Origin of the sequence: Paenibacillus albidus, from assembly GCF_014644435.1 — a bacterium.
GTDB classification, from domain to species: domain Bacteria; phylum Bacillota; class Bacilli; order Paenibacillales; family Paenibacillaceae; genus Paenibacillus_AQ; species Paenibacillus_AQ albidus.
In genome coordinates this window covers 178,986-200,618 of the sequence record NZ_BMKR01000012.1, presented here as the reverse complement: position 1 = coordinate 200,618, position 21,633 = coordinate 178,986, and the positions used below count along the sequence as shown (strand labels likewise).

The following is a 21,633-nucleotide window of genomic DNA, read 5'->3' as shown; positions in this document are numbered from 1 at the left end:
ATCTAAAGCTTGCGAACTGACCTTTTTACTGTGTCCACTCTATTGACAGAAGTACACAGGGGATCTTATTTGAGGCAACGCAGGGTGTTGTCCTTTTATACGGACACAGGTGCTCCTATTGTATGATTTCTAGCCCAAAACAAGGGGCAATGGATCATTTAGCGGCTCCTGAGTCCGTTTGACCAGAAAAATGAGCTGATTTCGCGAAATAACGTTTCTCCAGTCCGTCAAGTCTGTCAACAGCTTATTTTGAGGTTGAGCCATAAAAAAAGAAATAAATGTAGTATTACATAATTGCCAGTAGACACAGACAGAACAGCGCCATCCTGCATTTCCTATTATATCCCAAGTAGGAAGAGGTGGTAAGGATGAACCAAAGAGCGAGAATTCTAAGAGCTTTGGCGGCCCTTCGGGTACAACGGGCAATATTACTGGAGCGGCTGGAAGAGATTGCGGAGAATCTGCGCAGGCTGCCGATTGGCAGCCGGGCAAGACGGGAACTGCTGGCGGCGAGAGCTTCCATTCGTGAAGCATTAAGGCTCAATCGGATTGCTGTCCGGAATTTAAGAAGAGCGTTGCAGTAGTTTTAGGGAGTAGGCGGGAATAAATAGCTTAATCCAGGAAGGCCGGGGGGCTCCCCGGTCTTTTTTTGATGTTTACAGATAGCAGAGCGCCTTGCTCCGTCCGGAGAGAAGAACTTTCCAGCTCTTTATGCTAGAATGAATAGATGTATGCCGTCTGCGAAGGGGGAGAACCATGGAGATCAACCGAACCAAATGGTGGGAGATTATGTTGAGGATGTTGTTTTTGTTTGGATTTCGCAGATAGCCTGCCTAGCGGGGAACATATCTACTATATAGAAAAAGGAGTTTGAAACTTTTGGCACAAAATAATAAAAAACCTGCATCGGGTCCGCTGAAATGGCTGGGCGGCGTGGCAGTGATGTTTCTTTTAAAAGGAAAAGCCATTCTGTCGATGCTCAAGATCGGCAAAATTGCCAGTCCCCTGATTTCCATGATCATATCCATCTGGGCTTATGCGCTGATTTATCCGTGGGAGTTCGCGATTGGATTCGTCCTGCTGCTGCTCGTCCATGAAATGGGACATGTCTTTGCCGCCAAACGGGTAGGACTTCCGGTAAGTGCGCCCTTGTTCATCCCTTTTCTGGGAGCCTTGATTTCTATGAAAAGATTTCCGATGGATGCCAAAACGGAAGCCTATATCGCCTTCGGCGGTCCGGTTTTGGGTACAATTGGATCAGTTGCAGTGTTTGGAGCCGCTTATTACATGGATAGTCCTTTGCTGTATGCCCTCTCCTATGTAGGGTTCATGCTCAATCTGATTAACCTTTTGCCGATCCATCCGCTCGATGGGGGGCGTATTGCTACTGCTGTAACCCGTTGGCTTTGGCTGGTGGGGCTGGTGGGCGGCCTTGCGGTCGTTATCTATCTCAAATCTATTTTGTTCTTCATCATATGGGCTTTGTTTGCCTACGACCTCTACAATAAATATGTCAAGCGCCGCAATCAGAAGACAAAGACCTATGCTTCCCTGAAAAGCTTTATGATTCCGATTGAAGGCCTGCGTGAGCAAGGGGTGCTTATCCCTGGGCCGGAGCATAAACGCGCCTTGCCTTTTACCACTTACAGTGATTTGAACCAGCAGCAATATCTGCGGGTTCGCTGGGATGGCCTGGACTATGAAGGGACTGCGGAGCTGCCGCAGCAATGCCTCGTTGAGAGCGTGCAGGTGAAACGGCTGGAAGAGGTGTTTCATGAGGACAAAGCGTACTTGAATATGTATTGTGAGGTCCGATACCAGCTATTCGAGAATGATCGCTACTATGATGTATCTTCCCGCACACGCTGGACTTATGGAGCCGCCTATTTTGTGCTGGCCGGTGTACTGGCCGGGATGATGTATCTTGTTCATGTGGTGGGGAATGTCAATTTGTAGGAAGAATCTGTTTAAACTCTTTCTTGCCGTGGTAATGAATTTGGATTGGGTTTCCGATCACATATTCTTGACAGGAGAGGGTAATTCTTGAAAAAGAAAACGATTGTTGCTGCCTCGATTGCCGGAATGCTGGCTACAGGCTCAGCCGGTGTCTATGCAGGGAGCAACCTGCAGCAAATCAAGGCTTATCTGAATCATGGGATCGGCGTTCAGGTCAACGGCGCGGACTATACCATGGTTGACGGCAACGGCAAAAAACTGACGCCTATTACCTATGAAGGCCTGACGTATCTGCCAACCCGGTCTGTTGCCAACGCACTGAAGGTTCCTGTAACCTTTGATGCCGCCAATAATAAAGTGGTGATCGGCAGTAGCAGCGGGGCATCCAGCAATCCGTCTCCCGGCACCGGAAAAGCACCGGCAGACAGCGGTGCCCGTTCCAAGTATCTGCCGGCCGATTTCCCGATTCCGAAGGATGCGGTTGTTACGGAGGTTGTGGACGGTGTTGATGAGGGCAAGAAGCAGGTGCTGTTGATTTACTTGACCAAAGACAGCATCGACTCGGTGGGCAAACTGTATACCCAATATGTGGACTCCAAGAATATTCAGGAGGGAACCAAAGTTGTAGAAGACGGATCGCTGGTCATTACCGGGAAGCTGGGCAACAGCGTAGTTTCCATCATAGGCTCACCCTCGGGTTCTAAGCCGGGATATAATGAAATCACCATCACCTGGGCGGAAGAGTAATTCCCGGCCTCTTATATACAATGTATACCCCGCTGCGACCGGATGAATTCCGGCGAAGCGGGTTTTTGGTTTTAAGATGCCCGGGTTTCGTCAAAGCTGTCAGAAGACGGACTGCTTGGACAGAAAAAAGGGAGATGACATGATGATGCGTACAATTTTTAAGGGAATAGCTGTGGCGGTGATCCTTACTCTGCCAGTATTAACCGGCTGTGCTGCTCAGGAACAGGCCCCCGGACTAACTCAGGTCAACAGGATGTCCACCATGGACGGAGGGCTGGATCCGGCCTATGGGCCGCCTTCACCCGTAATGCAGGATGTGTATGACCGTTCTATCCCTGCAGAGGTGTACTCGGGAGAATAGCAGGGGGTACAAACTGGCCTATGCAGCTTTTTGATCTGTACAGGAAAATGAACTTTCTGTATAATAATCAACTATTGCTGGATACATAAATAGGGGGATGGGAACATGGCTGCTGAAATTGTACATGTATCAACTGAAGAACAGCTTCAGTTCGGGCTGGATATTCGTAAGAAGGTATTTGTTGAAGAACAGAAGGTGCCGGCTGAGGAAGAAATCGACGAATATGATGCGATTGGACCCAATGTCCATCATATCCTGCTAATGGATGCCGGAGTCCCGGTAGCAACAGGACGACTGATCTATTACAAAGCAGGTACAGCCAAAATGCAGCGGATTGCCGTGCTGAAAGAGTACCGCTCCAAAGGGTACGGCCGAGTGCTTCTGCTGGCTTTGGAGGAGCTGGCACGCGAGCTTGGGCTTGCGGCCTCCATTCTGGATGGTCAATGTCAGGCGGAGGAATTTTACAGCAAACTCGGTTACGAGGTTATCTCTACAGAACCGTTCTATGATGCCGGAATCCTGCATGTCCGGATGCAAAAAAAACTATAAGGCAACCTTCACCGCACATATTGTCCTGCTCCGGAGGACACCCTAAAAAGTGCCCTTTGATGGCAAATCCAGGACAAGGAGCGGATAACACTGATGACAGACGAACGTGAACAATTCATAGCGGTACAGAAAAATGGCGACGGCGATATTACCGGATTCAAGACCGCGTCGGGGCGTGTGCTTGAATATGGGCAAGCGCTGGAGGAGGTTAAGTCCGGCAAAATTGCCGGAGTAAATGCGTTTAAGGGGAGAGATGGGGAAATGTATATTCGCGGTGATGCGGATGGCGACCCCAGCAACAACCTGGACCAACTTCCGATGTTTTAAGGGAACGAGCCCCTTCACAAATAACTGATGCCTACAAAGGCCGGAACAACGTCTAACGACGCTGTATCCGGCTTTTTGCTATTCCTGTTCGAGGTTTATAATTCATAAGTTAGCTGTTGCTGCAGAAACTCCATTTCGCCCGTCTTCCCCTCGAAATCAGGCTTGTCATCTCCGTAATGCATCAGCTTGATCATCCGCCTAACCTCTTCCGGCAGGGACAACAGCTCTTTCAGCGTGGTATGTACGACCCCCTGTCCTGTAAGCTGGCAGTCGTGAAAAATCCTCCGCACACCGCGTTCCTGGACCAGCTTCAGCAGCAGATCCGGCCGGAACGTCATATCTGCACTGTAGAAGGTATCTTCGTTCAAAACAATGGAGTAGCTGTCTTTACCCGGAATATGCGGGGTCTTGATAAGTTCGACCCGGATGCCCGGAGACACCTGCACTGGAACGCCGGGAGTCAGCAGCCTGACCTCAAAAATATCCTCCAGCGAACCGACAACCCCTTCCTGGTACAATCCGCCCATTAAGGTTTGATTCCAGAGAGGAACCGCCAGTGTTTCCGGCAGGTACAGTACCCTTTTGGTTTCGCAATTATATTGGGTGAAGAGAGCAAACTCCTCCAGTCCTCCGACATGGTCGGCATGGATATGCGTAATCAGTACCGCATCGATGTCGCGGAAGGTTTTGCCCATTTCATGCAAGGCCAGAGAAGCTGTAATGCCGCAATCGATCAGCAGCGTGAAGGCTTCATCCTGCAGCAGCGCGTTGTTGTTGAAATAGTTTTTGGCAAAAGAATTGCCGGTCCCCAGCATTTGCAGACGTAAACTCATAAGGAATGACCCTCCTTAGTTGGATGGCTCGTATGTTTATTTTTATATATTATCATTTTTCGCTGTTTCAATGAAATTATTACCGGAAAGCAGCGCAACTTGCAGCAGTGAAGGCAGTATATATTAACAGCATGAATTATTTGGAGGGTCTCAAATGAAGAGATGGAAAAAAGTCGCACTGTGCGTGGTTGTGTTTTCCATGATGGGAAGCTCGCTGCTGTTCGCGGATGCCGTAAATCAAAAAATCAAACTATGGAGCAACGGAAAAGAAATAGCCGACGGAGGTTATTTGATTGACGGAAAAGCTTACATTCCGGCCCGTGAAGCCGGAGGCGTAGTCAACTGGGACGATTCCGGCAAAGTATCCATTCTCAAACCGAACGTGCACATTGTTCTCTTCAAAGGGGATACGGTTTTTGGCAATGTAAATGTGGGCAAGCTTAAGTTCAAGGTACTGGCACAGGTGGACAGCCTCGCGCAAGAGATTGCGGCCGTCAAAGTGGCGATTACCGATCCTTCAGGCAATGTAAAGGATATTCAATCCCAGGAGCTGTCGGGTTCCAGCAAAGATAATTTCTGGTTTCCCACCTCGGAATTTACCTACGAGTTCAAAGAGACGGGGAAATACCGGGTAGGCTTCTACATCAAAGCGTCCAAGACTACAGATTATGTACTTGTGTCGGAGAAAGTAATTACTGCACTGAATTAGGGATGGAAAAGCCGTCTCAAATTGACCTGAACTTATCTTACGTGGTACGATACCAAATGTAGGATAATTCAATTAAAGTGAGGTATTACAATGAGCGATCACAAACATGAGCATGGCCATGAACATGGTGAAGCATGCGGTTGCGGACATGATCACGACCATGAGCACGAGGAGTTTGTGCTGACCTTGACGAACGAGCAGGGCGAAGACGTGGAAATGGTTCTGGTGGAAACGTTCGATGTAGGCGAGAAATTGTACGCACTGCTGCTTGAACGTGAGAATCCGGAAGCGGACGGCATTATTCTTCGTATGGAAGAAGAAGACGAAGAAATGGTGCTGTACAATATCGAAGACGAAGCTGAATGGAAAGCTGTTGAAGAAGCTTACAACGAACTGCTTGCCCAGCAAGAATAGATTTCGGTAACGAACGCGAGGTTGTCTCCCGCTTTGGGGGGCACCTGCGGTGCTTATATACAAAAACCCGATACTCTTATGGTATCGGGTTTTTGTATGGTTATATCCTCCAGAGGGACGCCCGATCAGGAGATCGGGTCGGCCTCTACGATGACCTTGACGTTCGTGATGCTGCGATCCTCCGGCCCTTTGACAGGCAATCCGATTTCAACATGGTCGATGATGTAGTCGATATTATCCTGGGTAATCACTTCACCAGGAAGCAGAATCGGAATTCCCGGCGGATACACATAGATGAACTCTGCGATGATATAGCCGGCAGATTCCCGGAAAGGGACAAGCTGTGTATCGGCATAAAAAGCGTCTCTTGGAATCAGGGCAAGCTGCGGAATCTCGGGCACCTGCACCTTCATTTCATAAATTTCACCCTTGCTGTAATGAATCGCAGACAATACCCGGAGGGCAGCAAGCAGCTTATCTACTGATTCTTGTGTATCTCCTGGGGTAATAAGGCAAAGAATATTATACATGTCGCTAAGCTCAACTTCGATGTTGTACTTCTCGCGCAGCCAGTTTTCGGTTTCATAACCAGTGATCCCCAAATGGCGCACGTGAATGTTAAGCTTGGTAGGGTCATGGTCGAAGGTGGCTTCTGTGCCGAGTATTTCTTTGCCGAAGCTGTACAGGCCTTCGATATTGTTAATGGCATCACGGGCGTAGTTGGACAGAGCAATGGTCCGTGCGGCCATTTCGTGGCCGTTCAGCGCCAGATTGCGTCTGGAGGTGTCCAGGGACGCCAGCAGAATATAGGAAGTGGAAGTGGTGGTCAGCATGCTCAGAATGGTCTGTACCCGCTGCGGGTTCACAAGACCGGTCTTTGCATTGAGGTTCAGTACCGAGCTTTGCGTCATGGAGCCCCCCAGCTTGTGTACGCTGGTTGCAGCCATATCCGCACCGGCCTGCATGGCCGATACCGGGAGATCCTCATGAAAATGAATCAGTACTCCGTGGGCCTCGTCCACCAGTACGGGAACACCGTAACTGTGGGCCAGGTCGACAATCGAACGCAAGTCGGCACATACGCCAAAATACGTAGGATTGATTACTAGAACTCCTTTGGCATCCGGATGGCGCCTTAATGCTCGTTCCAGCGAGCTGGTGGTTATGCCGTGGTCTATCCCGAGATTCTCGTCCTGAGCAGGAGAGACGAACACAGGCTTGGCTCCGGAGATAATAATGGCCGACATCACAGATTTATGGATGTTGCGCGGCACGATAATTTTGTCACCCGGCGAGCAGACTGAGATGATCATGGTCATGATGGCATTGCTCGTGCCTTGTACACTGAAGAACGTGTAGTCGGCGCCGAAAGCCTTCGCAGCCAGCTTCTGAGCTTCTTCGATCACGCCTGTAGGCTGATGAAGATCATCAAGCGGTGCGATGTTGATCAGATCTATGGATAGAGCGTTATCGCCGATAAACTCACGGAATTCGGCATCGGTTCCTAGCCCCTTCTTGTGCCCCGGAATATGAAACTGGACTGGATTGCCGGCGGCATGCTTTTTAAGAGCAGTGAAGAGGGGAGTACGGTGTTGATTCATTTAATGCTGTCACAACCTTTCGCAAAAAGTAGATTTTTTTCAAGCAAGCATCAGTATAACAAATCAACGATCATAATACTAGGATGTGATAGAATGCCCGGCAAAGTTGAACAGCGTGCGCATATCAAATTGGCGTCGCCATTTATTATCGAGATGTGGGTTATCATTTTTTTGGTGGAGTTTGTCAAAGGATCGCTGCTGGTAGCGCTGCTGCCTGTGTACATGGAGAATATTCTCGGTCTGTCGGTGACGGTGGTCGGTTTCGCCTTTGCCCTGCAATACCTGGGGGATAATCTGTTCCGCAGCCCGTCCGGCTGGGTGATGGAGCGGATCGGCTACCGCTGGACCATGACCAGTGCCCTGCTCCTAATTCTGGTGGCGGTGGGACTTATTATTTATGCCAAAGATGCAGTTCTGTTGTCCGTAGCCTGCCTGATTCTCGGGATCGGCACATCACCGCTCTGGCCCTGTGTGATGACCGGTGTAACCGAGCTGGCCGGCTCCACCAAAAGCGGCAGCAGCGGAGCGGCCATGGGAGCCGTGGAAATGGCTTCGCTTGCCGGTACGGGAGTTGGTCCCATCATCGTCAATTTCCTGATGGACCACGGCGGACACAGCTACCGGACGGCCTTTTTTGTCCTGTTTGGCTGTGCTGTGCTCGTAGTTATAGTAGCCCTGCTGCTTCCTACGCGGATCGGAGCCCATACCCCGCATGCCGTGCGGGATATGGATATCGAACCAGGAACGGGTTCCGGCAAGCGGCTGAATCCACTGCAAAGCCTGAAGCGTACCATAAGCCAGATCAGGAATTCCCTTAATGTCAGCCGGTGGCTGTATCCCGCGCTGTTCCTGCAGGCCTTTGCCATCGGCTTAATGACCCCGGTAGTGACTTTGTTTGCCCGTTCGGAGCTGCATGTAACTCCCAACCAGTTCAGCCTGCTCCTGATCGCCGGTGGAGGAATCACCGTGCTTGCGCTTATACCGGCCGGCAGGCTGGTGGACAAAATCGGCACGACCCTATTCCTGAACATCGGGTTTCTGCTTGCAGCAGGCTCGATGGCCTTTTTCTCCATGGTCCGCTGGCTGCCGCTGGTCTTCGTAGCAGTCGCCCTTGTAGGTGTGAGCTATGCGCTGATCCTGCCTGCCTGGAACGCTTTTCTGGCCAAGCAGGTGCCCAAAGGTGAGCGGGGGACGGTGTGGGGTTTGTTTCTTACCTTGCAAGGCTCAGGTATGGTAGCGGGGCCGGTAATCTCCGGCAAGCTGTGGGATACCGTAGGACACGGTGTGCCCTTTCTGGCCAGTGCGTGCGTAATGCTGCTGCTCTTCGGGCTGCATCTGCTCATCGTGCACAGAACGAAACGGCGGACCGGAACAATATAACCTCAAACAAAAGCCGCGGCCTCCGGACGATTGTCCAGGAGAACCCGCGGCTTTTGCTGTGGCGATTTCCGGTTAGAAGGACATACGGTAAAGCGGGAGCAGGGTCTCAAACGTTCCCTGAATGACAGCCGGCAGCTTGTCCCCGTCCTTTAACACAGGGTCATCTCTGTCGATGCGCAAACCGCAGGTGACTTCTCCTTTTTTGACTTCCTTTAGCTTGCGGGCAAGCTCGGCATACTCCTTGTCGCCCATCTCTGACTGAGGCGTGCCGCGCGGGTCCAAATGGTCCGTGGACCAGAAGTAATGGCCGGGCAGTGCGGAGCGGACTTCCGGGATTTGCCGGGTCAGCGCTTCAGCAAAAACACCTTTGTTGGAGCTTTCATAAATAATCGCAAACACAACAAACAGATGGCTCCCGAACATCCCGACCTGGAAATGGGGCAAGGCCTTATATCCGCGTTTGTTGGGTCCCCAGGCGACCCAGGTGTCGTTCGGTGCATGAACTGTACGCCGGGCATGCCTGGCCACATGCGGGAACATTTCTTCCCCGCATAGTGCGGACAGGAAGGGGGCAAATTCGCTTCCCAGCTCCGTCAGCTTGGGGCGGATACGGTCAATCAGGGCTTCCATGCGCGGCTCCAGCCCCGCAATCTCAAATACATCAAAATCTGTGCTATCAAAACCTTTAAATGGCATCTGGCGTCACCTCATAAATTAGTCCGAACCGGGCAGATCCGCTTCTAAATCAACAAAAATGCCGGTAAACGTTTGGAAAAGGGCTGCTGCGGGTAAAAATAGTCAATAAACCAAGTTACCGCTACATAAACTGAAGTATAAAATAAGAGTAAGACGAACGCAAAAAGTTATTATTCTCCAGTGGAGGTCCGGCAGCCCGTTTACTCTTAAGTTTGGTGACAGAAGCTGGCAAAGGCGAAAGCTAAGCCGTTAGGGGGGAGTGCCATGAACAAAAATGACGAGGTGGAATATTGCAATCTGGAGCTGCGGTTTGACAGACAGCATATTCAGGACTTGATAAAGGACTTGATTCAAGAGGGCTATTCCCTGTACTGGAGCGAGAATGAGGACGACTTCGTGATTTCGGTACGGACCGGCCGCAAGCTGACGAAGCTCCGTTTTCAACGCAGCAAGGATAGCTACAAACTGGTTGGCGATTATATGATCCGTGATGCAAGATTGTCCGAATGGATGGGCAAGCTGATCGGTGATATGCGCGGCCATGCCATCATCAAGCGTTTTCGCGACCGCCAGATCATCATTGAGAACATTCTGTTCGGAGAGGTTATTCGTCTCGTGGAGATTTCCGGGTACCAGCAGCGGGTGCTGTATCAGAAAGGTCCATTACTTTCGGATCAGGAGCTGACCAAATTATACTACTCTGTAGAAGGCGAGGACCGGATACGCCAGCGGCGGGTAGAGGTTGACGAGCAGCTTGACCGGTTGAATGAAGCATTGAAAGCCGGGGATACAGTCCGTGCAGAGAAATGTAAGGTTGAGCTGGCCCATTTGACCAGGGAATTAAATAAACTGGAATGGTTATAATAGTTACCACTTCAGGCCCAGGGCACTCCGCTTTCGCGGGTGCTCTTTTATTTTGCTGCCAAAGGCCTTAAGGGGTTCACTTCTTGTCTTAAAAGCGTTAAAATAGTCATTGTGAACAATTCCCCTCTTATCAAGGGATTTGTCAATGAAATTGATCTCTTTTCGCAAAGATGACTTTGCTGTCTGTCACAAAGGGTGGTATTGTTAATACTGCGAGAAATGGATTTCACAAAAATATAGGGTGCAAAGGGTGGAGGACCAGATGGCAAAACAACAAATCGGCGTTATTGGCTTGGCGGTAATGGGCAAAAACTTGGCTCTGAATATCGAGAGCAAAGGTTTTTCCGTATCCGTATTTAACCGTTCCCCGGAGAAGACGCAAGATCTTCTTAACGAAGCTCAAGGCAAAAACCTGACAGGCGCTTTCTCAATTGAGGAATTTGTACAATCCCTGGAAACGCCACGCAAAATTCTGATCATGGTGCAAGCGGGTAAGGCAACCGATGCAACCATCGAGCAGCTTTTGCCGCATCTAGACCAAGGCGACATCATTATCGACGGAGGTAACGCATACTTCCCTGATACGGTCCGCCGCAGTAAATACCTTGAAGAAAAGGGCTTCCGTTTCGTCGGCACCGGCGTATCCGGCGGCGAAGAAGGCGCGTTGAAAGGCCCTTCCATTATGCCTGGCGGCCAGGAAAGTGCCTACAAGCTTGTTGAACCTATTCTTACGGCGATCTCGGCTAAAGTGGACGGAGAGCCTTGCTGTACATATATCGGACCTGACGGTGCGGGACATTATGTCAAAATGGTGCACAACGGTATCGAGTACGGCGACATGCAACTGATCTGCGAGGCTTATCAATTGCTTAAAGACGTGCTTGGTCTGGATGCCAAGGAGCTTCACAACATCTTTAAAGAGTGGAACAGCGGGGAGCTTGACAGCTACCTGATTGAAATCACGAAGGATATCTTCGCCCACTACGATGAAGAAACCGGCAAACCGATGGTCGATGTGATCCTGGATTCCGCAGGCCAAAAGGGTACCGGCAAATGGACAAGCCAAAGCTCGCTGGATCTCGGCGTACCTTTGTCCATGATTACAGAATCCGTATTCTCTCGCTTCCTGTCCGCAATGAAGGAAGAACGCGTAGAAGCCAGCAAAGTGCTGAGCGGACCTGAAGTAGTACCGTTTGACGGCGACAAAGCCGAATTTATCGAGAACGTGCGCAAAGCCTTGTTTGCGAGCAAAATCGTATCCTACGCGCAAGGTTTTGCACAGCTGCGTGTAGCCTCCGATGAATATGGCTGGAACCTGAAATACGGCGAGTTGGCCAAAATCTGGCGCGGCGGCTGCATTATCCGTTCCCGCTTCCTGCAAAACATCACCGATGCTTATGCAAACAATGCGGATCTGAAGAACCTGCTGCTGGATCCTTTCTTCAAGGACATCATGAGTTCTTACCAATCCGCATGGCGCAAAGTTATCGCTTCAGCTGTCACAATGGGAGTGCCGGTTCCTGGCTTTGCCAGTGCCCTTGCCTACTACGATAGCTACCGTACGGAGCGCCTGCCTGCGAACCTTTTGCAGGCACAACGCGATTATTTCGGTGCCCACACGTTCAAACGTGTAGACAAAGAAGGCGTGTTCCACCACAACTGGTTGTCTCAATAGTACATCGGCACAGCCGCAAACAGCGGCCCGGAAGGCTCCGCCAGAGACGGGGCCTTCCGGGCCCTTTTTGCTATCAGGCAATAAGCGGCGCTCCCGGATTGTCTAAAGTTTTGACCCTGTGTTATGATATGACAAATATCGCGGTTATGAGGTAGTCATGGCTGGGGATACAGAGGAAGTGGAGAGCTTGAGCAACAGTAACATTACCGGAAATATCATTCTGGTGGGGATGATGGCAACAGGGAAATCAACGGTTGGCGCTTTGCTTGCCGAAGAACTCAGCTATGAGCTGGTGGATTTGGATCAGGTCATCGCCAAGGAGGCTGGACGAAGCATTCCGGAGATTTTTGAGAAGGATGGGGAAGCTTATTTCCGGGCAGCAGAAACAGCCGTCCTGGCACGGATGCTGGAAGGCAGGAACCGGATTATCTCCACAGGCGGAGGCGCAGTGCTGGCCCCGGAGAATACAGCCATCATGCTGGAAAAAGGGCTAGTTGTGGCACTTACGGCCTCTGAGAAGGAGATTATTACCCGCGTAGGGGGAGACCGGAACCGTCCGCTGCTCGCCGGCAACACGGAAGAAGGGGTCAGACGCATTATGGAGCAGCGCCGTGACGCTTACCGCTTCGCGCATTGCACGGTCGATACAACAGGACTGAGTGTCGCCCAAGTGTCGCAGTATATTTTAACGCATTACCGCGGTTCAGCTTCTAAGGGGTTATAGGGTATCGTTCCATTCGATCATACCGCCGCTCAGGTTGGTGGCTTTATATCCGAACTGCTGCAAATACTCACATACCCGCTGGCTGCGTGCGCCGGACCGGCAAATGAAGACGATCTCGGCATCTTTGCTCATATCGCCGGTACGCTGCGGGATGTCGCCCATGGGAATGTGGAGGGCACCCGGAATCATGCCGGAGCTGACCTCTTCGTCTTCACGGACGTCGATCAGAACCAGGTCCTCTCCGGCTTCCAGACGGCTGCGCAATTCCTCTGTGGTAATTTGGGGAATCTCATTCATGGTTATGACCTCTTTTCTTCAAGCAGAATGATCTAATGATAACACAAGTACAGAATGCCCTGTCAAACTGCTGTTCACCTTTTATTCACACTTATTACAACTACTAAGGAGAGCTTATATCATGGATGTTATTGTAAGGCCTACGCCAACCCTGCAAGGGGAAATTGGAGCATTGTCTTCCAAAAACTACACCACCCGCTACCTGCTTGTGGCAGCATTGTCCGAAGGGGTCAGCACGATTTATCATCCTGCGCACAGCGAAGACAGTGATGCAATCCGCCGCTGTATCGCAGATCTTGGAGCCGTGCTTACCGAAGATGAAGAAAAAATCGTGGTTCAGGGCTTCGGCCGCCAGCCGCGTAATGTTAAAGAGCTGAACGTGGGCAATGCGGGGGCGGTGCTGCGCTTCCTGATGGCAGTTGCTGCTCTCAGCCCTGAAGTTACTTTTGTGAATACGTACCCGGATTCCCTCGGTAAACGGCCGCATGACGACCTGATTAAGGCGCTGGGCCAGCTTGGAGTAGAGGTCGAGCACAACGAAGGGCGACTGCCGATTACGATCCGTGGCGGCAAGCCGGCAGGGGGCCGGATTACCGTCTCCGGAGCGGTTAGCTCCCAATTCCTTAGCGCCTTGCTGTTCCTGACACCACTGCTTGAAGAAGACAGCGAAATTACCGTGCTGGATGATCTGAAGTCGAAGGTAGTTGTTGGCCAGACGCTGGAGGTGCTGGAACAGGCCGGCATTGTGGTTCATGCTGCCGATGATTATATGTCCTTTAAAGTTCCGGGCCGTCAGGCTTACAAGGCACAGTCTTACACGGTACAAGGCGACTATCCGGGTTCTGCGGCTGTGCTGGCGGCTGCAGCGGTTACCGGGTCGGATGTGAAGATTCACCGGCTGGCGGAGAAAAGCAAACAGGGCGAACGGGCCATTGTGGATGTGCTCCGCATGATGGAAGTGCCGCTAACCCATGAAGATGGCACTGTGCATGTTCAAGGGAACGGCAAGCTGAAGGCTGTGGAGTTTGACGGTGATGCTGCGACGGATGCCGTACTGGCGATGGTGGCGGCGGCTGTATTTGCCGAGGGAACTTCGCGTTTCTATAATGTGGAGAACCTGCGTTACAAGGAATGCGACCGTATTACCGACTACCTGGCGGAGTTGACGCGGGCAGGGGCAAAGGTCGAAGAACGGCCGGATGAGATCATCGTTCACGGCCAGCCTGAGGGTGTAGAGGGAGGGGTGACGATCAACGCGCATTACGATCACCGCGTAATCATGGCACTGACCGTAGTCGGTCTGCGTGCCCGCCAGCCGCTGGTCATCAAAGACGCCCATCATGTGGCCAAATCGTACCCGCAATATTTCGATCATCTCCGTGCGCTTGGTGCGGATGTGGAATGGGTAGAATAAGGGGATCTCGGGAGTTCTAAGGAAATGAAGCGAAAAAAGGTACCCTTTAAACGGAACCTGGAATAAAGGTGCTACGCTTGCAGCTAAATTTAGTATGAGGGAGCTGTTCATATGAGCTTTGAGAACCCAACCCGGGAGAGAATCGGCGATATTTTAGCTTCTGCCGGCAATATTGCCGTAGTGGGATTGTCGGATAAAACCGACCGCACCTCCTATATGGTCGCAGGGGCCATGCAAAGCCGGGGTTACCGGATCATCCCGGTCAACCCCATGGTGGACGGCGAGATCCTGGGCGAGAAGTGTTATCACACACTGGCGGAGATCCCGGAGCCAGTGGACATCGTCAATGTGTTCCGCCGCAGTGAATTCTGTGCCGAGGTGGCGCAGGAGGCAGCAGACATTGGCGCCCGTGTACTTTGGCTGCAGCAGGGCGTGGTCAGCCAGGAGGCCGCCGATATTGCGGCGCAGCACGGTATGATCGCGATCATGGACCGCTGCATCAAGGTCGAAGAAGCGCTAGCCTTGAAGGGGCGCAGCCGGGGCTGAATTGTGCATGGCTGTGTAAGTGGGAACCCCGGAACCCTTACACCTGTCTACCTGTCCATTGCGCTGCTTTAAGCTATAAATTACCGGTAAGTTTTGGTATACTATCACCAGACGAAGAACGTCCTTTTCCGCATATCTGCGGGAGAGGGCGTTTTTTTATTTTAAAGGGGGCTGGAGGATGGAGTTTGAAGAAGCGCACCGGGAATTTATTGACGCTCACCTGAACTGCAGAAATGGGGAAAGAAGGGGGCGGCTGGCACGGGGGCATAAATTTGCTGAGATATTATTTCTTCAGAATGTATGGTGGCCGCTGTTTGAGTCGCTTGAGCATCTGCAGCCGGAATACGAAGTGTACGACTGGAATCGCAAATCGCAGTTTTTGGACTTTGCCTACTTGCCGCCAAACGGTGGACGGTTTGGAATTGAATGTGACGGCTTTCAGACCCACGTTCGTGATATGGACCGCGAGCGGTTCAGTTACGCCCTGAATCGGGATACCTTTCTGACAGGAATGGGCTGGAAGATGCTTCACTTTCCTTTCGACGATATCCAGCAGCGCCCTGAAGTATGCCGAATGCTGCTGCAATTGACATTGGCACCATACTTGGCGCGCAGGACAGCCACTGTTGATCTTTTACCGGAGGAAAAGGAAATATTGAGGTTCGCCTGGCAGCTGGGCAGACCCGTTCGGCCGAAGGATGTGACTGAACAGTTTCGGATCAACCCTCGGACAGTCTATAAGCGGTTAAGCTCCTTATGCGGGAAGGGGATACTTTTACCGGTCCACAAAGGGGGTAGTGTGCGGTATTATGAGTTGAAGCCGATGCACCCGGACCAGATATGGTGAGGGGAAGCAGGGTGATTTGAATGTATTTAGTGCAGCAGAATGTGCGAAAATGAGGCTGATTGGAGGTTTGACTGCATTTAGTGCAGCAGGATAACCGGAAATCACCCCAAAGTGGCTACTCCAAGATAATCTGCTGCACTAAATACATCAGAAGACCGTTTTAAGTGAGTGTGGAGTAATTCTGATGCAGTAAATGCATTGACCAGCCACACATATTCATCACAATCACCCAGCGTGAAGCGGATAAGCGGGCCTGCTGCTCCTCTAAATAGGCCTGCTGCTCCTCTAAATAGGCCGGCTAAAGGAAGCGGGGCGATTTGAATGTATTTAGTGCAGCAGAATGTGCGAAAATGAGGCTGATTGGCGGTTTGGCTGCATTTAGTGCAGCAGGATAACCAGAAATCACCTCAAAGTGTCTATCCCAAGATAATCTGCTGCACTAAATACATCAAAAGACCGTTTTTAGCGAGTTTGGAGCAATTCTGATGCAGTAAATGCATTGATCAAGCCACACACATTCATCGCAGTCACCCAGTATGAAGCGGATAAGCGGAAATATAGCTGTATAAGGTAAGGCAGAGGAATTATTGAATGGTTTTCTTTTGACAAAACCTGCCCCAGCGCGTACCATTCAATATAGAAAGAAAGGGGAGGGTGGCCTTGAATTGGCTCGGATCACTGCAGCAATTGGGCAGAGCCATTATGCTTCCTACCATGGTATTGCCGGCAGCAGCCATTTTGCTGAGTCTGGGCAGTCTACCGTGGTCGGCATGGGGACTTTCTACGGTATCCGAGGTGGCTACATACGCGGGGCAAGGTGTTTTTTATTTTATGCCTTATCTGTTCGCAGTTGGTGTAGCATGGGGGCTGTCGAATCAGGCCGGGCCGGCGGGGATGGCTGCGCTGGCAGGGATGTTTACATATGACCGCATTGTTTCCCATATCGGGAACGAATATGTTCAGCCCGCCACACTGATCGGAATTTTACTCGGGATAGTCGCCGGTGTAGCGCATAACCGGTTTAAAAATATCAAGCTTCCGGAGGCGATCCAGTTTTTTGGCGGATCGCGTTTTGTTCTGCTGTTTATGGGGTTGTTTTCAGCCTTGTTTGCCTGGGTCATGCTGGGCGTGGCCCCGCTGCTTCAGCGGGGGATTGAACAGCTGTTCCAGGGGATTCTGCAGACGGGCGGCTTTGGCGTGTTTGTATATGGAGTGCTGTACCGTGTACTGACAGCGTTCGGTCTGCACCATATTCTTAACAATGTATTCTGGTTTCAATTCGGCTCCTTTACAACTCCCGACGGCAGCGCTGTTGTTCAGGGGGATTTGCCGCGTTTTTTCGCGGGTGATCCTACAGCCGGGATTTTTATGGCCGGTTTGTTCCCAATCATGATGTTTGCGCTGCCGGCTATTGCGTTTGCCATCATTCAGGAAGCCCGGGAGGACTTGAAGCCCAAGGTCCGCAAGACTTTTTTGCGCGCCGCCATGGTCTGCTTCCTGACGGGTGTATCGGAGCAGATTGAATTCGCTTTTCTGTTCGCCTCTCCGTATCTGTTTATTGTCCATACGGTGATGTCCGGTCTGGCGATGGTAATCACTTACACGATGGGGATTCATCACGGGTTCTCCTATTCGGCGGGAGCGATCGATTTCTTTCTCAATATGCATTTGTCGCAGCGCGCATGGCTGCTGATTCCGATCGGCATTGGCTACGGAATTATTTATTACCACCTGTTCCGCTGGGCGATCCGCCGCTTTCAGATTCCGACGCCGGGTCGCGAGGAAGGCTCCGAGCTGGGAGACTGGGCCGGTAATATTCCTTATCAGGCCCCGCTTATTCTGGAGGCTTTGGGCGGCAAAGAGAATATCGTCCAGGTTCAGGCCTGCATTACCCGTCTGAGGCTTACGGTGCATAATGACCGTTTCATTGACACAGGTGCGCTTAAAGGTCTGGGTTCGGCGGGAATTATCAAGCTTGGCGGCGGTAATGTTCAGGTGGTCTTCGGTACTTATTCGGAGCTGATCCGCGAGGAGATCGACAAGCTTCTGCTACGCGACCTGCCACAGGTGCTGTTCAGTGCCCCGATGCAGGGAAGGATGCTGCCGATCGAGGAAGTTCCGGATCATATTTTTGCGGCGAAACTGGTCGGCGACGGGGTTGCTTTTTTTCCGGAAAAAGGAGAACTGGTCTCCCCGGTATTCGGCAAGGTGATGCATGTGTACCCTACCATGCATGCCGTGGGCATCTCCACCCCGGAAGGGCTGGAAGTGCTGATGCATATCGGTATCGACACCTCACAACTAAAGGGGCCGTTTGAGGCGGTTGTGCAGGAAGGGGACAGCGTGGAGCCGGGTCAGCTCCTTGTCAAATTTGATCTTGCTTATTTGAAGGAGCACGCGGCTTCGCTCGCCACGCCTATGGTGATTACGAATCCGGACCGTGTGAAATCATGGAGTTATGCTCCATTTAAAAATGTAAAAAAAGGACAGTCTTCAGTGATGTCCGTTGTACTACATGAAAGCAACGTTGGAGGGATAGAAGCATGATACAAGGCATCGGCGCCGCAGCAGGTGTAGCCATCGGGAAGGCCTTTGTCTTGCCGAACTGGGAATGGAGTTTGCCGGACACACAGGTGAACCCGGTAGATCTGGCTAAGGAGTTTGAGCGTTTGTACGAAGGCATCCGCACCTCCAAGGATGAGATTGAATTTATCAAAAGAGAATTCCGCGAAGTCGTAGGCCCGGAGGAATCCAGTATTTTTGATGCCCATTTGGCTATTCTGGATGATCCGGTGTTCATGAGTGAAATCCGCGGGATCATTGAACGCCAATATAAAGCGGCCGAAGTGGCCGTCAAGGAAGCGATTGACCATTTTGTAGCGATGTTTGATCTTTTGGATGATGAGTATATGAAGGAGCGGGCCGTGGATATCAAGGATGTCGGCAACCGGCTGCTGAAGCATCTGCTGGGTGCGCCGGAAGTCACCTTGCCATCTGACACCCAACCTTACATTCTGGTGGCGAAGGAACTTTCTCCTTCCCAGCTGGCTCATTTGAATCCAACCTACGTCCTGGGGATTGTTACCATGATGGGCGGCAAAACCTCACATTCCTCCATCATGGCCCGGGCACTCGGCATTCCGCTTGTAGCCGGGCTTGAGAACAAGCTGCCGAACCCTATTCAGACCGGAGATTTGCTGGTTATGGACGGAGAGAGCGGTTCAATTCAGGTGCATCCGGATGAAGATACGATCAAGAATTTTGCATCCATTCGGGACAAGCAGCACAAGAAGCGGGAACAGCTGGAACTGCTTGCAACCGTAGAGGCCGTCACCAAAGATGGAGTCAGTCTGCGGCTGGCAGGCAATATCAGCTCGGTGAAAGAACTGAACATTGCCTTGAAATACGGGGCAGAGGGTGTCGGGCTGTTCCGGACGGAGTTTCTTTATATGGACCGGGATTCCTTCCCCAGCGAAGAAGAACAATTCGAGGTGTACAAGCTTGTTGCTGAAAAAGTAAGCGGCAGCACCGTCGTAATCCGCACGCTGGACATCGGAGGGGACAAACATCTGGATTACTTCCAGCTGCCCGAAGAGCAGAATCCGTTTCTCGGGTACCGCGCCATCCGGATTAGTCTGGACCGCAAGGACATGTTTAAGACCCAGTTGACCGCGATCATGCGGGCCAGCGTCTATGGAAATGTGAAGATGATGTTCCCGATGATTTCTTCCGTAGAGGAAGTTCAGGCGGCCAAAGCGGTATTGGAAGAGGTTAAAGCAGAGCTGACACAGAAAGGCATTCCCTTTAATCCGCACATGCCGGTCGGGATCATGATAGAGGTTCCTGCTGCCGTGATGATCGCCGATCTGCTTGCGGAAGAGGTGGATTTCTTCAGCATCGGCACCAACGATCTGGTGCAGTATGTACTGGCGGTGGACCGGATGAATGAACAGATTGCCCATATGTATCATCCCTATCATCCGGCGGTTCTGCGCATGATCCGCATGACCGTGGAAGCGGCCAAGGGGGCAGACATCGATGTCAGCGTATGCGGAGAAATGGCGGCGGATGAGCGTTCGCTGCCGCTGTGGCTGGAGCTGGGGATCAGCGAGCTCAGCATGTCGCCGCAAGCGCTGCTCAAAGTGAAACACCGTACATTGAACACCTTGGCTTCCGATGCCAGAGAAGTGGCCAAAGCCTGCTTCAAGCATCGTACCAGTACGGAGAATGAGAAGCAGCTGAGTGCGTTTGCCTGCAAGAGCGGCATTCCTCTGGGGACAAGCGGGACATCCAAAGAGGGAAAATGAACTTCAGACGGCCATAAGCACCTGCAACAGAACAAGCCCTGTTCCTCACAACATGTGAAGGAGCAGGGCTTGTTTTATAGGAAGTCTTTAGTTACAAGGAGCTCCGTTTATTCACCCGCAAGTGCGTCGCAAAAAGCTTTGCCGTAAGGCGGGAGGTCCGGGGGACGGCGGGCGGAAATGATGTGCCCGTCAGTGACGACGGCTTCGTCTTTCCAGATCGCTCCGGCATTCTCCATATCGTCGCGGATGCCGGGTGTGGAGGTAACCGTGACACCTTCCAGAATTTTGGCTGAGATTAATACCCAGCCGGCGTGGCAGATTTGGCCGATCGGTTTCTTGGCAGCATTGAAATCCTGTACCAGCTTCAGTACCGCTTGATAGCGGCGGATTTTGTCCGGTGCCCAGCCGCCTGGTACCAGAATACCATCATAATCGGCTGCATTCAGATCGTCCCAGGAATACTCTGCTGTGGCAGGCACACCATATTTGCCGATATAGGTCTTGCCTTTCTCAAGTCCGGCGAGGTGAACCTCGGCTCCTTCTTCTCTGACCCGGTACACGGGGTACCAGAGCTCCAAATCCTCAAATTCATCGTCTACCAGTGCGATAACCTTCTTACCGGTTAGTCTCATGTGGTGCAGCCCCTTTCCAAGGAAATCTGCTTTCCATTCTATCAAATTTAAGATATGAAGTCATCTTGGAGCTGAAGCCGTTTATCGAAATTGGTAAATAAATCATTTTATGCAAATGAGCAGGGATTATAGAGGTGCGGGTCGAATATAGGTGAAAAACCGGAAACCCCGTTTAATAATCTGGCCCGAGGTGTCGAATATGCTCAATACTAACTTCATGAACAGGTCGTGCCCCTGCGGTGGCAACATGACCATACATATGCACACACTAATCTATAATTCAAAAGTAAAAATATCGGACGTGCCCGTATACACTTGCCAAGCTTGCTCCCGGTATGAGCCGTTACCCAACATCAAACGCGATTTAGGCGGATTTATAGCCGAGCTGGCAGAGGTCAGAGGCCGCAAGAAGTTTTCCTTTGCCGAAAAAAATGAATGGGCGAATGTTCTTAAAGAAACGTTCGCAAGCTTAACGGTGAGCAGTATGGCAGAACTTGAAATGAAGGTACGGACAGCTACACAGTCGCGCATTGATCTTCTGCTGGATCTCTACAGATTGGCAGGGGATATCAAGGACCCCGGCTGGATGCGTGAGACAGAGCAGAGGCTCGAGCAGTTGACGGTCCATCCCGTCCGAAATACAAATTAATGGGATTTATAACATGAATGGGAATTTTACAACCTCGAAATAACGTGTTTCGGGGTCTACATTCTTTTTTTCTGCAAAAACAATGAAAAACTTTCACCGAATGTT

General features: G+C 51.3%; 23 protein-coding genes. 18 read left to right on the top strand and 5 right to left on the bottom strand.

Annotated elements, in window-relative coordinates; translation table 11 throughout:
• Nucleotides 1-368 precede the first annotated feature (368 nt).
• The 6 genes from IEY53_RS16495 to IEY53_RS16470 all read left to right on the top strand — a co-directional run bounded on the left by IEY53_RS16495 (nt 369) and on the right by IEY53_RS16470 (nt 3,940).
• Nucleotides 369-584, top strand: a complete 216-nt coding sequence (locus IEY53_RS16495; RefSeq protein WP_189026790.1) for a hypothetical protein — start codon at nt 369-371, stop codon at nt 582-584.
• A gap of 358 nt (nt 585-942) precedes the next feature.
• The gene (locus IEY53_RS16490; protein WP_229696191.1) at nt 943-1,956 is read left to right on the top strand and encodes a site-2 protease family protein; all 1,014 of its coding nucleotides are present in this window, start codon (nt 943-945) and stop codon (nt 1,954-1,956) included.
• An 87-nt stretch (nt 1,957-2,043) separates the two neighbouring features.
• Nucleotides 2,044-2,703: a stalk domain-containing protein gene (locus tag IEY53_RS16485; protein WP_189026787.1), complete on the top strand. Its 660-nt coding sequence runs from the start codon at nt 2,044-2,046 to the stop codon at nt 2,701-2,703.
• Between the two features lie 142 nt (nt 2,704-2,845).
• Nucleotides 2,846-3,064 (top strand): hypothetical protein, encoded by a 219-nt coding sequence (locus IEY53_RS16480; protein ID WP_189026785.1) that lies wholly within the window; start codon nt 2,846-2,848, stop codon nt 3,062-3,064.
• A 105-nt stretch (nt 3,065-3,169) separates the two neighbouring features.
• On the top strand, nt 3,170-3,613 hold the full coding sequence (locus IEY53_RS16475; protein WP_189026783.1) for a GNAT family N-acetyltransferase: 444 nt from the start codon (nt 3,170-3,172) through the stop codon (nt 3,611-3,613).
• 93 nt (nt 3,614-3,706) lie between these two features.
• A complete protein-coding gene (locus IEY53_RS16470) occupies nt 3,707-3,940 on the top strand; it encodes a DUF3892 domain-containing protein (protein ID WP_189026781.1) in 234 nt (77 codons plus the stop codon).
• A gap of 95 nt (nt 3,941-4,035) precedes the next feature.
• On the opposite strand, the gene IEY53_RS16465 is transcribed toward IEY53_RS16470, so the two are convergent.
• The gene (locus IEY53_RS16465; RefSeq protein WP_189026779.1) at nt 4,036-4,773 is read right to left on the bottom strand and encodes an MBL fold metallo-hydrolase; all 738 of its coding nucleotides are present in this window, start codon (nt 4,771-4,773) and stop codon (nt 4,036-4,038) included.
• A 154-nt stretch (nt 4,774-4,927) separates the two neighbouring features.
• Here IEY53_RS16465 and IEY53_RS16460 point away from each other — a divergent pair, with 154 nt between their 5' ends.
• Nucleotides 4,928-5,482, top strand: coding sequence for a copper amine oxidase (locus IEY53_RS16460; RefSeq protein ID WP_189026777.1), 555 nt, complete (start codon nt 4,928-4,930; stop codon nt 5,480-5,482).
• Nucleotides 5,483-5,572: 90 nt separating this feature from the next.
• On the top strand, nt 5,573-5,896 hold the full coding sequence (locus IEY53_RS16455) for a DUF1292 domain-containing protein (RefSeq protein ID WP_019911532.1): 324 nt from the start codon (nt 5,573-5,575) through the stop codon (nt 5,894-5,896).
• A gap of 125 nt (nt 5,897-6,021) precedes the next feature.
• Here IEY53_RS16455 and IEY53_RS16450 read toward each other — a convergent pair whose 3' ends face one another.
• Nucleotides 6,022-7,497 (bottom strand): aminotransferase class I/II-fold pyridoxal phosphate-dependent enzyme, encoded by a 1,476-nt coding sequence (locus tag IEY53_RS16450; RefSeq protein WP_189026775.1) that lies wholly within the window; start codon nt 7,495-7,497, stop codon nt 6,022-6,024.
• Between the two features lie 93 nt (nt 7,498-7,590).
• Between IEY53_RS16450 and IEY53_RS16445 the strand changes: the two genes are divergently transcribed.
• On the top strand, nt 7,591-8,877 hold the full coding sequence (locus IEY53_RS16445; protein WP_189026773.1) for an MFS transporter: 1,287 nt from the start codon (nt 7,591-7,593) through the stop codon (nt 8,875-8,877).
• Nucleotides 8,878-8,949: 72 nt separating this feature from the next.
• Here IEY53_RS16445 and IEY53_RS16440 read toward each other — a convergent pair whose 3' ends face one another.
• Complete coding sequence (locus IEY53_RS16440) at nt 8,950-9,573, bottom strand: DUF1054 domain-containing protein (RefSeq protein ID WP_189026771.1); 624 nt, start codon at nt 9,571-9,573, stop codon at nt 8,950-8,952.
• A 264-nt stretch (nt 9,574-9,837) separates the two neighbouring features.
• On the opposite strand from IEY53_RS16440, the gene IEY53_RS16435 reads away from it, so the two are divergent.
• The 3 genes from IEY53_RS16435 to IEY53_RS16425 all read left to right on the top strand — a co-directional run bounded on the left by IEY53_RS16435 (nt 9,838) and on the right by IEY53_RS16425 (nt 12,836).
• A complete protein-coding gene (locus tag IEY53_RS16435) occupies nt 9,838-10,437 on the top strand; it encodes a YkzI domain-containing protein (RefSeq protein ID WP_189026769.1) in 600 nt (199 codons plus the stop codon).
• A 250-nt stretch (nt 10,438-10,687) separates the two neighbouring features.
• On the top strand, nt 10,688-12,112 hold the full coding sequence (gene gnd / locus IEY53_RS16430) for an NADP-dependent phosphogluconate dehydrogenase (RefSeq protein WP_268240779.1): 1,425 nt from the start codon (nt 10,688-10,690) through the stop codon (nt 12,110-12,112).
• 187 nt (nt 12,113-12,299) lie between these two features.
• The gene (locus IEY53_RS16425) at nt 12,300-12,836 is read left to right on the top strand and encodes a shikimate kinase (RefSeq protein ID WP_373293873.1); all 537 of its coding nucleotides are present in this window, start codon (nt 12,300-12,302) and stop codon (nt 12,834-12,836) included.
• On the opposite strand, the gene IEY53_RS16420 is transcribed toward IEY53_RS16425, so the two are convergent.
• A complete protein-coding gene (locus tag IEY53_RS16420; RefSeq protein ID WP_189026763.1) occupies nt 12,831-13,133 on the bottom strand; it encodes a rhodanese-like domain-containing protein in 303 nt (100 codons plus the stop codon). The two genes, IEY53_RS16425 and IEY53_RS16420, sit on opposite strands and share 6 nt — an antisense overlap.
• Nucleotides 13,134-13,254: 121 nt before the next feature.
• Between IEY53_RS16420 and aroA the strand changes: the two genes are divergently transcribed.
• The 5 genes from aroA (at nt 13,255) to ptsP (ending at nt 20,247) form a co-directional block, all read left to right on the top strand.
• Nucleotides 13,255-14,547: a 3-phosphoshikimate 1-carboxyvinyltransferase gene (aroA, locus tag IEY53_RS16415; RefSeq protein ID WP_189026761.1), complete on the top strand. Its 1,293-nt coding sequence runs from the start codon at nt 13,255-13,257 to the stop codon at nt 14,545-14,547.
• 111 nt (nt 14,548-14,658) lie between these two features.
• Nucleotides 14,659-15,093, top strand: coding sequence for a CoA-binding protein (locus tag IEY53_RS16410; protein ID WP_189026759.1), 435 nt, complete (start codon nt 14,659-14,661; stop codon nt 15,091-15,093).
• 178 nt (nt 15,094-15,271) lie between these two features.
• Nucleotides 15,272-15,940 carry a hypothetical protein gene (locus IEY53_RS16405; protein ID WP_189026757.1) on the top strand — a complete coding sequence of 223 codons (669 nt, stop codon included), beginning with the start codon at nt 15,272-15,274 and terminating at the stop codon, nt 15,938-15,940.
• A 660-nt stretch (nt 15,941-16,600) separates the two neighbouring features.
• Entirely contained in the window at nt 16,601-18,487 is a 1,887-nt protein-coding gene (locus tag IEY53_RS16400) for a glucose PTS transporter subunit IIA (RefSeq protein ID WP_189026755.1), read from the top strand.
• Nucleotides 18,484-20,247, top strand: a complete 1,764-nt coding sequence (gene ptsP, locus IEY53_RS16395; RefSeq protein ID WP_189026753.1) for a phosphoenolpyruvate--protein phosphotransferase — start codon at nt 18,484-18,486, stop codon at nt 20,245-20,247. The genes IEY53_RS16400 and ptsP overlap by 4 nt, the downstream gene beginning before the upstream one ends.
• Nucleotides 20,248-20,354: 107 nt before the next feature.
• Here ptsP and IEY53_RS16390 read toward each other — a convergent pair whose 3' ends face one another.
• On the bottom strand, nt 20,355-20,879 hold the full coding sequence (locus tag IEY53_RS16390) for a type 1 glutamine amidotransferase domain-containing protein (protein WP_189026751.1): 525 nt from the start codon (nt 20,877-20,879) through the stop codon (nt 20,355-20,357).
• A 247-nt stretch (nt 20,880-21,126) separates the two neighbouring features.
• On the opposite strand from IEY53_RS16390, the gene IEY53_RS16385 reads away from it, so the two are divergent.
• Entirely contained in the window at nt 21,127-21,528 is a 402-nt protein-coding gene (locus IEY53_RS16385; protein ID WP_189026749.1) for a hypothetical protein, read from the top strand.
• Nucleotides 21,529-21,633 lie beyond the last annotated feature (105 nt).